Here is a 13,387-nt window from a genome sequence, read left to right as displayed (position 1 = left end):
ATGGAAGTCGACGATTAGCGCTTACATAACAATCCGAAACGGAGGCCTGATTTATGGATTACATGAAGCTCGGTAATACGGGGATGGATGTCTCGCGGATATGCCTTGGTTGTATGAGCTTCGGCGAAGTGCAGCCGGGAGGGCATCAATGGGTGCTTGATGAGGAGCAAAGCCGCCTGATCATTAAAAAGGCGCTCGAGCTAGGGATCAACTTTTTTGATACAGCGAATGTCTATTCCGGGGGAACCAGCGAAGAGATCACCGGACGCGCATTAAGGGATTATGCGAATCGGGACGAGATTGTCCTCGCCACCAAGGTCTGGGGGCGCATGCATCCAGGCCCCAACGGTGGGGGGCTCTCCCGGAAGGCGATTATGAGCGAAATTGATAAAAGCCTGAAAAGACTAGGCACCGACTATGTAGATCTCTACATTATCCACCGCTGGGATTACAACACGCCGATTGAAGAAACGATGGAAGCCCTGCATGATGTAGTGAAGGCCGGAAAGGCAATATATATCGGTGCTTCCGCCATGTACGCGTGGCAGTTTCAAAAAGCGCTGTATACGGCAGAGAAGCATGGCTGGACGCGCTTTGTCTCCATGCAAAATCACCTGAATCTCATTTATCGCGAAGAGGAAAGGGAGATGATGCCGCTGTGCAAGGATCAAAAAATAGCGGTGACCCCTTACAGTCCTTTAGCATCGGGAAGGCTGATCCGCGATTGGTCGGAAACGACGCACAGATCGGAGACCGATCAAATTCAAAAATCCAAGTACGATGCGACGGCGGATGTAGACCGGCTGGTCGTTGAGCGAGTGGCCTCGATTGCAGAGAAACGCGGTGTACCCCGTATCCATATCGCGCTAGCCTGGCTGCTGCAAAAGGAATCGGTAGCTGCTCCAATCATAGGGGCGACAAAAATCGGCCAAGTTGAAGATGCTGTAGGAGCACTATCCGTAAAATTAACTCCGGAAGAGATTGCATTTCTGGAAGAACCGTATGTGCCACATCCGGTCGTTGGAGCGCAGTAAAAAAACGAAAAGGCAGCTCACTTGCTGAGCTGTCTTTTTGTGTGGATCAGCGGATTTCGGCAGACATCCAACTAGTTGCTGTTCGATCCCGTTAAATAAGTATAAGATTATATTTTTCTGATGAAGGGATGGTAGGACATGAAGAAATGGTTGTGCCTGATCATAACAGGAGTCGCAGCTTGGAGTATCGGAGCAAGTGCCCTTGCAGATTCCGCACCCACAATTGCAGCGGAGCCGAAGGGCGATGTAGCGAAAATGTACAGAGTCAAGCACGAAATGAAATTTGATCTTCAAGGGAGAAAGGCAACGCTTGATGGGAAGGTTATATCTGCAGAAAAGCCAATCCTAAAAGGAGGACGTGTATATGTGCCACTCCGTACCCTCCGGCAATCTGGTGCGGCGGCCAACGTGACCTGGAATGCCGATAAAAGGGAGGTACAAGTCGTAGTCCATCCTGAGCTGCTGTCTACATTTAGCCAGCTAACCTTCCGAATCGGCTCGGAGGACGTATACCGTCCGGACGGAAAGCCGATCGGTGAAAAAATTCCGGCACCGTTTCTATCTTCGGGAAAAGCTTATGTACCGATTCGGGCGTTATCCTGGCTTGGATTGGTGGTCTCAACCGTGAATGACACAGTGAGATGGAACTGGAGCGATAAAGTTATAGAGGTGCTAAATCCGGAATGGGAGACGGATGAAGCCAGCACCACATTTACCATGCTGTATCAGAAGGATATGTACACTCCGCAGTATATGTTCTCTATCGGCGAAGCGGGTTGGCTCGGAGGCACAGGCAAGCTCACGCAAAAGGATATATCCATGGATGGACGGTTGTATAACCGTATTCAGTTTACAGTAAACTTGCGCCCTGGTCCCAACCCCGTGATGCTCACAGCAAATTCGGCAGGCAGCAAGGTAGTTACAGTGAGGAGGAATGTAAAAAATCTTGCCTCGCTGCCAGTCGCGATCGTAGGAGAAGGGAAAGAAAACATTGCCTTCACCAGTCCGGCTCGAGGCTATATTCTAGCAAAACCGAATCAAAAGATAGATGTGTCGGGAGATATCCTGCAGCATAACGACCTGTATGATAAGCTGACCGTGAGGGTCGAACAGTATCAACAATCAAGCGAGGAAGCGTATCTGCAATATGAAAAGGTGAAAAGCATTGAGCTGCCCATTAAGGACCAAGCATTCGCAGGCTCGTTTACTTTAAGCGAGAAGGGCAGCTACCTGATCAGAGTCCTCAGCCCTGCGTATATTTCTTCCGTAGAATCCAGGCAAATGATGACACAATGGGCTGAGTTCGTGGTCGATGTGGAATAGTGAGCCGACATATACCAAGGGACGCGGCATCCTTTTGCACGATTCATAGACTTTCTTCGGGCAATGAATGGTACAATACGAATGGAATAATAGAAATGATCACGAACGGAAGGATGTTAGCCATGAGCGAATCGAATCAGGAATATATCGTCATCTCGGCTGCGAGGGAAAACAATCTCAAAAACGTTTCCCTGCAAATACCCAAACGGAAAATTTCGATCTTCACCGGGGTATCTGGATCAGGCAAGTCATCGATCGTTTTCGATACGATTGCCGCAGAATCTACACGATTGTTGAATGAGAATTTCAGCATGTTTGTACGGACGTTCCTGCCCAAATATCCGCAGCCGGATGCGGATGCGATCGAAAACCTGAGCATGGCTGTCATAGTCGATCAGAAGCGGCTGGGCGGAGGGTCCCACTCCACAATGGGAACCATTACCGATATTTCTCCCATACTCCGGCTGCTTTTCTCCAGAGTGGGTCAGCCTTATGTTGGAGGGGCGAACATGTTCTCGTTTAACGATCCGCAAGGCATGTGTCCCGAATGTAACGGAATTGGCCGCAGCCTCGGCGTCGACATGAGCAAAGCGGTGGATATGTCCAAGTCGCTCCGGGAAGGGGCCATTATGCTGCCGGGATATACGGTGGACGGATGGGAATGGAACATGCTCATCCAGTCGGGTTCCTTTGATCCGGATAAGAAGCTCAGCGACTATTCGGATGAAGACTTGGAGCAGCTGCTGTATGGCAAGGCAAGGAAAGTAAAGATGGATTTCGCAGGTAAGGCAACTAATATTACCGTCGAAGGCGTCATAGAGAAGTTCACCAACAAATATATCAAACAGGACGTGAAAACGAAGTCCGAACGCACACAGCAGACCGTTGCTCCGTTCATGACCGAGGGGCCCTGCTCCAGCTGTCACGGCGCAAGGCTTAGTCAAGCGGCGCTGGGCTGCAAAATTAATGGACACAACATTGCGGAGCTGTCTTCCATGGAAGTCGGGCATCTCATTCGCGTGATTCGGGAGATTGACGATGCCGCGGCAGCGCCGATGGTCAAGTCGCTGACGGAACGGCTGCAGCATCTGGTGGATATCGGCCTTGATTACTTGACGCTGGACCGTGAGACAGATACCTTATCCGGCGGAGAGTCGCAGCGCGTCAAAATGGTGAAGCACTTGAGCGGGAGCCTGGTGGATGTCACTTATATTTTCGATGAACCCAGTGTCGGTCTCCATCCTCGCGATGTGCACCGGTTAAATGAACTGCTTCAGAAGCTGCGCGACAAAGGCAACACCGTGCTGGTCGTGGAGCATGATCCTGACGTCATCAAAGTAGCGGATCATATCGTCGACGTCGGACCCCATGCCGGCAGCCGCGGAGGAACCATCGTCTATGAAGGAAGCTACGCCGGTCTGCTGGAATCCGGCACATTGACGGGTAACTATATGAAGCGCCAGATCGAATTGAAGCAAAATTGCAGGCAGCCATCCGGCAAGCTGCCCATCCGGAATGCCAATCTGCATAACTTGCAGAACGTGAATGTCGATATACCAACCGGGGTTCTGAACGTTATAACCGGCGTCGCCGGCTCTGGGAAAAGTACCCTCATTAACGACGTATTCCTCAGTCAGCATCCGGACGCCATCGTCATCGACCAATCGGCGATCGGCGTGTCGACACGCTCGAACCCTGCGACATACACGGGCATATTGGATGATGTGCGCAAGGCGTTTGCTTCCGCGAACAAGGTGAGTCCAAGCTTATTCAGCTTTAACTCCAAGGGGGCCTGCGAGAATTGCCAAGGGCTGGGCGTAGTGTACTTGGATCTATCGTTCTTTGAAAGCGTGAAGCTGCCATGCGAAGTCTGCGGAGGGAAACGGTTTAAGGAAGAAGTGCTCGAATATAAGCTGAATGGCAAATCGATAGCCGAAGTGCTCGAGATGACGGTCGAGCAGGCTTTGGAATTTTTCCAGATCAAAGAGGTCGTCCGCAAGCTCCAAGCCATGAGCGATGTGGGACTGAACTACATCACCCTCGGCCAGCCGCTCAGCACGCTCTCTGGCGGGGAATGCCAGCGTATCAAGCTGGCTAGTGAGCTGCACAAGAAAGGCAGCATCTATGTGATGGACGAGCCGACGACCGGCCTGCATATGTCGGATATTGGTCACCTGCTGGAGATCATGAACCGCCTGGTGGATGCCGGAAACACGGTGATCGTCATAGAGCATAACCTGGAAGTGATCAGCCAAGCGGATTGGATCATCGATATGGGTCCAGACGGTGGCAGCAAGGGCGGACAGGTGGTGTTCGAAGGCACACCGCAAGAGATTATCCATGCGGAGCAGTCGATCACGGGAAAATACTTGAGGTAACCATCCAATATACAAACGTAAACGTAAACGTAATCGTAAAAAAACCAATCTTATCTTCTGATGAAGCCGCGTAAATCGCGGCTTATATCAGATTTAAGAAAGGATTATGCCCGGAGGCATGGCTTCCTAAGAAGTTTGTTTTCGGGATAAACTCAAAGTTATTCTGCGACGGTTCGATCATTAGGTATTCAAATAACATCACAGCAATGAGAAGGTGAAAATCGATGTTAAGTGAGAACAACGGAAATAAACTGAAGCGGATCATCCATGAACAGCAATTCGGGCATGCATTGGATTATCTAATGGAGACCGTGCGCCAAGGTATTCGTTTGAGCAAAAGTAGGGGAGAAGATTACAAGGCAGCCGGTTGTTCCAGGATCGGCGGTGATCCGGATCTCCCGGCTGATGTGGAATGGCCTGTGGATTCAAAGGGAACTCCCATGACGTTCCTGGCCCAGCTTAGGCTGCCTGAGCTGATGGATGATGACGAAGTTTCCCGCCTTCCGGCAAACGGCGCGCTTTATTTTTTCATTGGGATAGATGAACCGGCTTATGACATTGAGCATAAAGTGCTCTATTTGCAGGAGGAGCAGCTTCAAGCAGCGCAGCGGCGGCATGCACCGGAAGTGACGGCACTGGAAGACGCATTTACGGGTTATCAGGTGTCGGCAAGGTCCACCCTGGAGCCGCCTAATTACGGTTATGTGGATTACGAGCAGGTGGAAGACGATGAGCATGATTACGAACATTACGAGGAGCTTTGCTTCGAGCTGACCGGATACAGCTCTAATGACCTGGCAATGATGTTCGGCTATCCCGCAACCCAGCATGGCGATTGCGAATACGAAGCAGCACTGAAGCTGTTGACCGGCGAAAAATACAACTATTCCGAAACGGAGGCGCTGAAGCAGATCACCCGGCACCTGAATGGAGATTCGGATCGGGCGCAGCAGGAAATCAGGGATACCCTGTTGCTGTTGGCACTAGATTCGGACGATGATGTGGGTTTTTGCTGGTGGGATGCCGGGGAACTGCAGTTTTTTATCCGGAAGGAAGATTTGCTGGCCGGCAATTTTGATCGTACATACTGCTCCCTTTATTCGAGCTAGGGTAAAGCCGGAGAGAGATCTCCAAACACGCTGCCGACAATCCCAAAAAGATGACAAACTGCTGTCAAGTTTTTGGTGTTACACTCCAAACAGAATAAAAACATTGGAGGTTGGAGTGAATGAATGAAAGCCAAGTCCCGGAAACGGTGAACCGTACAGTTACACCCTGGATTACGACACAAAGCACCGAGAGGTTAATCTCATTTTTAATCGACGCTTTCGATGCACAGGAACTGGGAAGGGTATACAATCCCGATGGAGCCATTGGGCATGCGGAAGTGCGTATCGGCGATTCGAAAATACTCATGTTCGATGCTGCTCCGGAGTGGCCGCCGTTTCCCAGCTTAATTCGTCTATATGTGAACGATAGCGATGCAATGTATGCGAGGGCGATCAAGGCTGGTGCGGTTTCCATGACGGAACCGACAACGATGGCATGGGGAGAACGAGGAGGCCGGGTTGTTGACCCGTTTGGGAATATATGGTGGATTACATCAAAGATAGAAGACGTTAGCCCAGAAGAAATGATGGAGCGTTCTCAGCAGCAGGCGTATATCGATGCGATGGAATATGCCCAGACAAGCTTTAATCCATTTATGGCAAACGTGAAAAAGGGCTGACGTCTTCAATCTGGGAGCTGGAATTCGACATTCGAGAGTCAATCTAAATTAGCCGGGAGCAAGGAGCCGCCTGAGAAATCAGGGGGCTCTTTATCCTTAATCAAGAATGTCCAGCAACTTCTATTTTAACAAGACGCAATCTTTCCCATGAAGAGACTTCCTCCGCACTCATTTCAACGGTATACTTTTGGAAGAATACGGTTTGGAAGGAGTACCTCATCTTGGCAAAATGGGATAATATGCTGTCCATCCTTTGGATGCTTAAATCCAGAAAAAAGCTGACCGCCGCGCAAATAGCGGATCAATTGGAGATCAGCGTCCGGACGGTTTACCGCTATATCGATGCATTAAGCGCCAGCGGCGTTCCGATTGTTGCTGATTCAGGGCATGACGGAGGGTTCTATATATTGGAGACCTTCAGGGAAACGCCTTTATTTTTTCGGTCGGTAGAACTCAAGGCGATCGTAGACGCATCGAAGTTTGCGAAGGGGGTCGGGTATCCGTATACGGATGAACTTGAGCAAGCCCTGGAAAAAATCGAACACAGTTTGAATGAAGAACAAATGCTGGATCTGCAGCGTCTGACGAGCGGCTTCAGTGTCATCTCTTCCGCGTCCCATCCGGGTATTGTTCCTATGCTCCGGCAGTTGGAGCAGGCCATTTTGGACGGACAGACGCTTCTCATCGCTTACCGTAAAGAAAACTCTGATTCGGCCAAAGAGCGGAGTATCGATCCCTATGGGTTGACCTTACGCAGAAACGAATGGTATCTCATCGCATTCTGCCACCAATCTTCCGAAATTCGGACTTTCCGCGTGGACCGGATCGAGAGTGTATTCCGGACTGAAGCCTTTTTCACCACGCCGGAGAACTTCTCGACAGAGGACTATTTCCGCGAACAATCGCACAAGGAACGAGAAGCGGAAGGACCGATGGCGTTAATCAGAATTGCAGGAGATACGAGGAGTCTGGATGCGATATGCAACCACTGGCATATGCATCACTATTTGACGGAACGTACCGACGCCGAAGCGCGGTTCCTCATCGACATCCCAACGATTGACAAATATCTTCCGAGATATTTACTTACCTTTGGAACAAGCATTCGGGTGTTGGAGCCGATCGCGTTGAAAAATCAAATCAAAGCAATGGCCTGTCAAATCGCCGAACTGTATGCGGATGATGAAAATTGAACTTCACTGACGGGAGCTGTCAGTGAAGATGCCTATAATGAATGTAAACCATGAATCTTGAAGGAGGAAGATGAATGTCTACATTCAGAATGGAGCATAAAAACCCGGAGGGGTTATTCCAATCCAAAGCGTTCAGTCAGGCGATTACTGTAAGCGGAAAGGCAAAAACGATTTATATCGGTGGGCAAAATGCCGTTAATGCGTCAGGCGAACTCGTCGGCCCCGGTGATTTGGAAGTACAGACCAAGCAGGCGCTGCATAATATCGCAACGATTCTAGCATCTGAACATGCAAGTTTCGCCAATTTGGTTAAACTCAATATTTATTTAGTCAGCGGCAGCGATCCCCGAGTTGGCTACAAGGCTTTTCTGGAGGTAGCGGGTGAATTAGAACATCCTCCTCTGGTCACGGTTCTATTTGTTTCGGAATTTGCCCGCCCATCGGTTCTCCTTGAAATCGACGGTATTGCTGTCATTGAAGATAACGATTAAGCAGCGGATCAATCAGACTCCGGCTCCATTTCGTACTGGGTACGAAGGGGGGCCGTTTTTTTGATTTTGCTTGGGTTACAGGATCAATAGAAGAGGGGCAGGAAAGCCCGAATGGAATCTGAAATTATCTCTATTTCATCCAAGTTTAATACACCGCACCCGCTATATTGTGTGTTATAATGTACAAAAAGGATGGTATAACGCACGAATTGACCGGGCTGTGACCTCACTTAGAGACGTATCATTATTTTATTTTCCGGCTCAACAACGAACAACACAGTAAAGAATTGAGGATAAAAGACGTGTCCGAGAATGTTCAACACCATCAACAAGAAATCGAAGTGAAAGAAGACAGCTTGCTGCAGGGGATCAGAGACTGCATCCCCACACTGCTGGGTTACTTAAGCATTGGATTCGCCGCAGGTGTTGTAGGCAAAACCTCCGGTTTATCCGTCCTCGAAATTACCTTGATGTCCACCTTGATCTATGCCGGTTCGGCACAATTTATTATGGCGGGCATGATTGCGGCGCATGGGTCGGCGGCAGCCATCATTCTAACGGTATTCATCGTCAATTTGCGCCATCTGCTGCTCAGCGCAGCTATGTCGCCTTATTTCCGCCACCTGTCGGCATTCAAGACGATGTTAATCGGCACGCTGCTTACAGACGAAACTTTCGGGGTCGCCATGAATAAGGCGATGAATCGCAGCTCCCTCAGTGAAAAATGGATGCACGGCCTCAATATTACCGCATATTTGAATTGGATCATCGCCACCATCGCGGGAGCGTTTTTCGGGAAGTGGATTACCGATCCTGAGAAATACGGCCTTGATTTTGCACTGACCGCCATGTTTATCGGACTGCTTGTCCTCCAGATGATCAGCAGAAAGATCATCCGGAAAGATCTCATCGTAGCCGTCTGCGCGGTTCTGATCGTGCTCGGAGCGGGCTCCTTTGTATCCGGGAGTGTGGCCGTTATTATAGCAACAATCGTGGCGGCTGCCATTGGAATGGTGGTGGAAAAATGGAAATAAGATGGCACATCCTGCTGGCGATCATGGGCGCCTCGGTCGTCACGCTTCTTCCGCGCGTTCTTCCGCTCGTGTTGCTGAGCCGTATGCAATTGCCTGAATGGACCATGCGCTGGCTCAATTACGTACCTGTTGCCGTTATGGCGGCATTAATCGCGCAGGAGCTGTTCACGACGGACGGAAAGGCTCATATTTTACAGCATTACGTTGAAATTTTGGCCGCCATCCCTACCTTTGCGACGGCGATCCTGACGCGAAGCTTATTAGGAACGGTAGTGGTGGGCATTCTTTCCTTAATGGTACTCCGGTTTGTGCTGTAGGTTGAAGGTATGGGGATGGGGCAAGCCTTTCCTCTTACTGGGTGTTATAGTATGCTTGTCTTATAAGAAAGGAGAGGGAATTCATGGTGAAACAATTGATCATCGGTGATGCAAAGCATGAGTTGGCCATTACGCGCCGCATCCTGGAGCGCCTGCCCGAGGAGCATATGACATGGAAGCCGCATGAGAAATCGATGACGCTTGGCGGACTGACCACGCACCTGATCAACCTGCTGAACTGGCAGGTCGCGATTTTTCTTAGCCCGGAATTGGATCTATCGACCGTGCCGCTTCGGCGGGAAGCTCTGACAAGTCGTCAGGACATCCTGGATGAATTTGATGCAAACGTCGCCAAGCTGGAAAAGCTGTTAGACGATTGTGACGAACAAGCGCTTGGCGAGGAATGGACCTTGCGTAACGGCGACCATATCATCCTTCGCCAACCACGGGCTAACGCTCTCCGTACTTTCGGATTAAGCCATATGATCCATCATCGGGCACAGCTCGGGGTATATTTGCGGCTTCTCGATATTCCGGTACCGGGCCTCTATGGTCCTTCGGCCGACGAAAATGGCAAATAATAAAGAAGACTAAGCTTACAGTCGCAGAGCTTCGGCATGAATCGCCGTACGCTGCGGCTATTTTTTTGGCCGAATGTTATGATCTCTTCCTGGCGACAATGTAGTTCGTATCATGCGAAATTATGCTTTTATATACGACAAGGTTTGACGTAGTTAGGATTTATCATGGACATTGAACGTTAGATCAACGATAGGAGTGATAAGTGATATGAAACCACTACGTGGAAAAGTTGCTTTGGTCGCTGGAGCAACACGAGGCGCCGGCAGAGGCATCGCTGTCGAATTAGGAGCAGCAGGCGCAACTGTATACGTCACAGGAAGAACGACGCGCCAACAACGATCCGAATACAACCGTCCTGAAACGATTGAGGAAACGGCAGAACTGGTAAGTGCTGCGGGTGGACAAGGAATAGCCGTTCAAGTCGATCATCTCCAGCCTGAACAGGTCCAGGCCCTTATCGCCCGTATTGAGAAAGAGCAGGGGAGATTGGATATTCTGGTCAATGACGTATGGGGCGCTGAAAATTTGGCAGACTGGAATGTGCCTGTATGGGATCACTCCCTCGAACGTGGATTTCGTATGCTTCGCCTTGGCATCGACACGCATTTGATTACAAGCCATTTTGCCCTGCCGTTGTTGATCAGAAATAAGAATGGACTGGTGGTCGAAATGACGGACGGCACCGCTGAGTACAATGATAAAAATTACCGCATATCGATGTTCTATGATTTAGTCAAGAACTCAGTCATTCGCATGGCAAAGTCACTTGCGCATGAACTCGCACCTTATCAGTGTACCGCGGTAGCCATGACGCCGGGTTGGATGCGTTCTGAAATCATGCTTGATCATTTCGGTGTAAAGGAAGAAAACTGGCGTGATGCTACCGAGAAGGAACCCCATTTCATCATATCGGAATCTCCGCGTTATGTAGGCCGTGCGGTTGCAGCATTAGCTGGCGATCCGGAAGCTGCCCGGTGGAACGGTAAGTCCTTGTCAAGCGGTCAGCTCGCAAAAGTCTATGGTTTCACGGACCTCGACGGTTCGCAGCCAGACTGTTGGCGGTACCTTGTAGAAGTTCAGGAGGCGGGCAAACCTGCAGATGCCTCTGGATATCGTTAGTCGCTGCTAGTTTGATGTCATGAAAAGTACACTTCAAAAGCCGCATAAACTGCGGCTTTTTGTGTGTTTAATGGTATGACGAATCTCGGATACCTAACGTACATCTTGCCCCTTCTCGGCTATCATGTCATGCTGCACAACATAGTGATTAAGTGGTGTGAACTTGACATCTCCCTCAAGCCCGTACTAATGTTGTTTCAAGAGGTGGAATACATGAGCAAGAAGCAGGATATAATGGCGGCCACACTGGATTTGATCCATGAAGAGGGGCTGCAGTCGGTGACCTTTTCCAAAATATTCAAGAAAGCCAACGTAGGTTCCGGCACGGTATATAACTATTTTGCCAATAAAGAAGAATTGGTGAATGCGGTTTACAAAGAAGCGCGGACACATATGGGGGAGTACCTCCTTCAGGGTTATAACCCGGATGCGAGCCTGTATGAGCGATTTAAATGCCTGCAGTTGAACAGGCTGAAGTTCGGCATCGATTCACCCAAAGAGTTTCTGTTTATCGACAGCTTTTCCTTTTCCCCATATATTTCGCCGGATCTGCGGAACATGGGCGATGCCCTCCATTCGAGTGACGTGGTCATTTCTTTGATTGTTGAGGGTCAGAAGCAGGGAATCATGAAAGAAATGGACCCCCATTTATGCCATCAGCTCATCCATGGGATCATTTCTTCCATCGTGAAAGGGTACTATATTCAGAAATATCCATTAGACGAGGTCCAGGTTCAGCAAGTGTTGGAAGCCTCATGGAAAGCTATACTCGTGTAGAAACAGCCTTTTGGACGCTGCGGTCCTTAAAAGGCTGTTTTTTATGTTGTCTTGACTCCCCCGATCAATGAATTTCTTATCAGATTTAACAGCAGCTGCCATCATCTGTTATCCACATCGGCTTTTTTGGGGTGTTTACCGTGTCGTTTCCGGCGGACACAAAGTGCTGAGAATCGGAATGTATATTCCAATTCGGGCAGTATCAGCACTTTGAAACCAAAACACTTGATCGGAATTGATATTCCATATTTATTTATTCCTTATCTACTAAGTGGATTATAATTCAATAAAACAAGAGATGAATGCAACCTTATACACTTTAAAAACCTAACGTGTATCATGTTTACGGAACAATTTCAGCGATCTAACCTTCGGATTGTAAATAGAGTCAAACTTGTTCCGGTGGAATATATATTCCAAAAATCCTTGACTTCAGGAAATGTCTGAGTTATATTTGCATTGGAACAAACATTCCAAACCTAGGTTGAGGAGGCATTTTTGATATGAGTAAAGTTTGGCTGATTACAGGCAGTTCCCGGGGATTTGGACGCAGTCTTGCAGAAGCAGTACTGGCAAAAGGAGATCAGCTGGTGGCAACAGCCCGCAATACAGAACAAATCGCCGATCTTGCAGCACGCTTTGGCAGCCAAGTCCACATCGTTGAGCTGGATGTAACCCGGATTGAGCAGGCTGAGGCTGCCGTGCAAGCCGCCTTCGAAACGTTTGGGCGTTTGGATGTACTTGTGAATAATGCGGGTTACGGCAATATCTCTTCCATTGAACAAACTCCGATGGATGACTTCCGGGCTCAATTGGAAACGAACCTTTGGGGTGTCATTAACGTAACGAAAGCAGCGCTGCCTCACCTTAGAGGACAGGGTCACGGACATATTGTCCAGTTCTCCTCGATTGGCGGCCGCATCGGCGCTCCTGGTCTAGGACCATACCAAACGGCAAAATGGGCGGTAGAGGGCTTCTCCGAGGTGCTTTCCAAAGAAGTTGGACCGCTCGGGTTAAAGGTTACGCTGATCGAACCGGGCGGTTTTCGTACCGATTGGGCAGGTTCCTCAATGAAGCATATCGAGCCTATCGACGATTATAAGGACACGGTCGGCAACCATTTGAAGCATGCTCGCGAGACTACCGGCAGGGAGAACGGAGATCCGGATAAAGCTGCGCAAGCGATCATTTCCATGGTGAATGAGGATAACCCGCCGCTCCGCTTACTGCTCGGAAGCGATGCTGTTGCGATTGCGAACGCGGTGGATAAGGGCAAATTGGAAGAAACCAAGCGTTGGGAGAAACTTAGCTTATCCACGGACTACCAGGCAAAAGAATTGGATCCGGAGGTTTCGCGCATGATTCAAGCGCTTCCGGAGTCATGATATAAGCGGATCCACTTATAACAAC

At 49.4% G+C, this 13,387-nt stretch carries 13 protein-coding genes; all 13 read left to right on the top strand.

Features of this window, described 5'->3' with window-relative positions; all coding sequences use genetic code 11:
- Positions 1–53 precede the first annotated feature (53 nt).
- Positions 54–1,034 (top strand): aldo/keto reductase, encoded by a 981-nt coding sequence (locus GCU45_RS02580; RefSeq protein WP_152397955.1) that lies wholly within the window; start codon positions 54–56, stop codon positions 1,032–1,034.
- 138 nt (positions 1,035–1,172) lie between these two features.
- On the top strand, positions 1,173–2,357 hold the full coding sequence (locus GCU45_RS02575) for a stalk domain-containing protein (protein ID WP_152397954.1): 1,185 nt from the start codon (positions 1,173–1,175) through the stop codon (positions 2,355–2,357).
- 122 nt (positions 2,358–2,479) lie between these two features.
- The gene (locus GCU45_RS02570; RefSeq protein WP_152397953.1) at positions 2,480–4,735 is read left to right on the top strand and encodes an ATP-binding cassette domain-containing protein; all 2,256 of its coding nucleotides are present in this window, start codon (positions 2,480–2,482) and stop codon (positions 4,733–4,735) included.
- Between the two features lie 224 nt (positions 4,736–4,959).
- Complete coding sequence (locus GCU45_RS02565) at positions 4,960–5,844, top strand: DUF1963 domain-containing protein (protein ID WP_152397952.1); 885 nt, start codon at positions 4,960–4,962, stop codon at positions 5,842–5,844.
- A 119-nt stretch (positions 5,845–5,963) separates the two neighbouring features.
- Positions 5,964–6,464: a VOC family protein gene (locus GCU45_RS02560; protein ID WP_152397951.1), complete on the top strand. Its 501-nt coding sequence runs from the start codon at positions 5,964–5,966 to the stop codon at positions 6,462–6,464.
- Positions 6,465–6,685: 221 nt separating this feature from the next.
- Complete coding sequence (locus GCU45_RS02555) at positions 6,686–7,657, top strand: helix-turn-helix transcriptional regulator (RefSeq protein ID WP_152397950.1); 972 nt, start codon at positions 6,686–6,688, stop codon at positions 7,655–7,657.
- Positions 7,658–7,731: 74 nt separating this feature from the next.
- Positions 7,732–8,148 carry a RidA family protein gene (locus GCU45_RS02550; RefSeq protein WP_089547709.1) on the top strand — a complete coding sequence of 139 codons (417 nt, stop codon included), beginning with the start codon at positions 7,732–7,734 and terminating at the stop codon, positions 8,146–8,148.
- 302 nt (positions 8,149–8,450) lie between these two features.
- Positions 8,451–9,182 (top strand): AzlC family ABC transporter permease, encoded by a 732-nt coding sequence (locus GCU45_RS02545; RefSeq protein WP_145945383.1) that lies wholly within the window; start codon positions 8,451–8,453, stop codon positions 9,180–9,182.
- Complete coding sequence (locus GCU45_RS02540; protein ID WP_152397949.1) at positions 9,173–9,499, top strand: AzlD domain-containing protein; 327 nt, start codon at positions 9,173–9,175, stop codon at positions 9,497–9,499. Before GCU45_RS02545 ends, GCU45_RS02540 begins: the two co-directional genes overlap by 10 nt.
- Before the next feature lie 83 nt (positions 9,500–9,582).
- Positions 9,583–10,080 (top strand): DinB family protein, encoded by a 498-nt coding sequence (locus GCU45_RS02535; protein WP_152397948.1) that lies wholly within the window; start codon positions 9,583–9,585, stop codon positions 10,078–10,080.
- 208 nt (positions 10,081–10,288) lie between these two features.
- Positions 10,289–11,200: an SDR family oxidoreductase gene (locus GCU45_RS02530; RefSeq protein ID WP_152397947.1), complete on the top strand. Its 912-nt coding sequence runs from the start codon at positions 10,289–10,291 to the stop codon at positions 11,198–11,200.
- Positions 11,201–11,413: 213 nt separating this feature from the next.
- Complete coding sequence (locus tag GCU45_RS02525) at positions 11,414–11,977, top strand: TetR/AcrR family transcriptional regulator (protein WP_152397946.1); 564 nt, start codon at positions 11,414–11,416, stop codon at positions 11,975–11,977.
- Between the two features lie 503 nt (positions 11,978–12,480).
- On the top strand, positions 12,481–13,362 hold the full coding sequence (locus tag GCU45_RS02520; RefSeq protein ID WP_152397945.1) for an oxidoreductase: 882 nt from the start codon (positions 12,481–12,483) through the stop codon (positions 13,360–13,362).
- The last annotated feature ends 25 nt before the right edge of the window (positions 13,363–13,387 follow it).

Origin of the sequence: Paenibacillus cellulositrophicus, from assembly GCF_009363095.1 — a bacterium.
Classification (GTDB): Bacteria; Bacillota; Bacilli; order Paenibacillales; family Paenibacillaceae; genus Paenibacillus_AQ; species Paenibacillus_AQ favisporus.
This window is presented reverse-complemented; position numbering and strand designations above follow the sequence as displayed.

Bases quoted from the DNA above. Each gene is read 5' to 3' on its own strand.
- GCU45_RS02570 (WP_152397953.1), top strand. From the start codon at position 2,480: ATGAGCGAATCGAATCAGGAATATATCGTCATCTCGGCTGCGAGGGAA.
- GCU45_RS02580 (WP_152397955.1), top strand. From the start codon at position 54: ATGGATTACATGAAGCTCGGTAATACGGGGATGGATGTCTCGCGGATA.
- GCU45_RS02550 (WP_089547709.1), top strand. From the start codon at position 7,732: ATGTCTACATTCAGAATGGAGCATAAAAACCCGGAGGGGTTATTCCAA.
- GCU45_RS02520 (WP_152397945.1), top strand. From the start codon at position 12,481: ATGAGTAAAGTTTGGCTGATTACAGGCAGTTCCCGGGGATTTGGACGC.
- GCU45_RS02535 (WP_152397948.1), top strand. From the start codon at position 9,583: ATGGTGAAACAATTGATCATCGGTGATGCAAAGCATGAGTTGGCCATT.
- GCU45_RS02530 (WP_152397947.1), top strand. From the start codon at position 10,289: ATGAAACCACTACGTGGAAAAGTTGCTTTGGTCGCTGGAGCAACACGA.
- GCU45_RS02540 (WP_152397949.1), top strand. From the start codon at position 9,173: ATGGAAATAAGATGGCACATCCTGCTGGCGATCATGGGCGCCTCGGTC.
- GCU45_RS02525 (WP_152397946.1), top strand. From the start codon at position 11,414: ATGAGCAAGAAGCAGGATATAATGGCGGCCACACTGGATTTGATCCAT.
- GCU45_RS02575 (WP_152397954.1), top strand. From the start codon at position 1,173: ATGAAGAAATGGTTGTGCCTGATCATAACAGGAGTCGCAGCTTGGAGT.
- GCU45_RS02560 (WP_152397951.1), top strand. From the start codon at position 5,964: ATGAATGAAAGCCAAGTCCCGGAAACGGTGAACCGTACAGTTACACCC.
- GCU45_RS02565 (WP_152397952.1), top strand. From the start codon at position 4,960: ATGTTAAGTGAGAACAACGGAAATAAACTGAAGCGGATCATCCATGAA.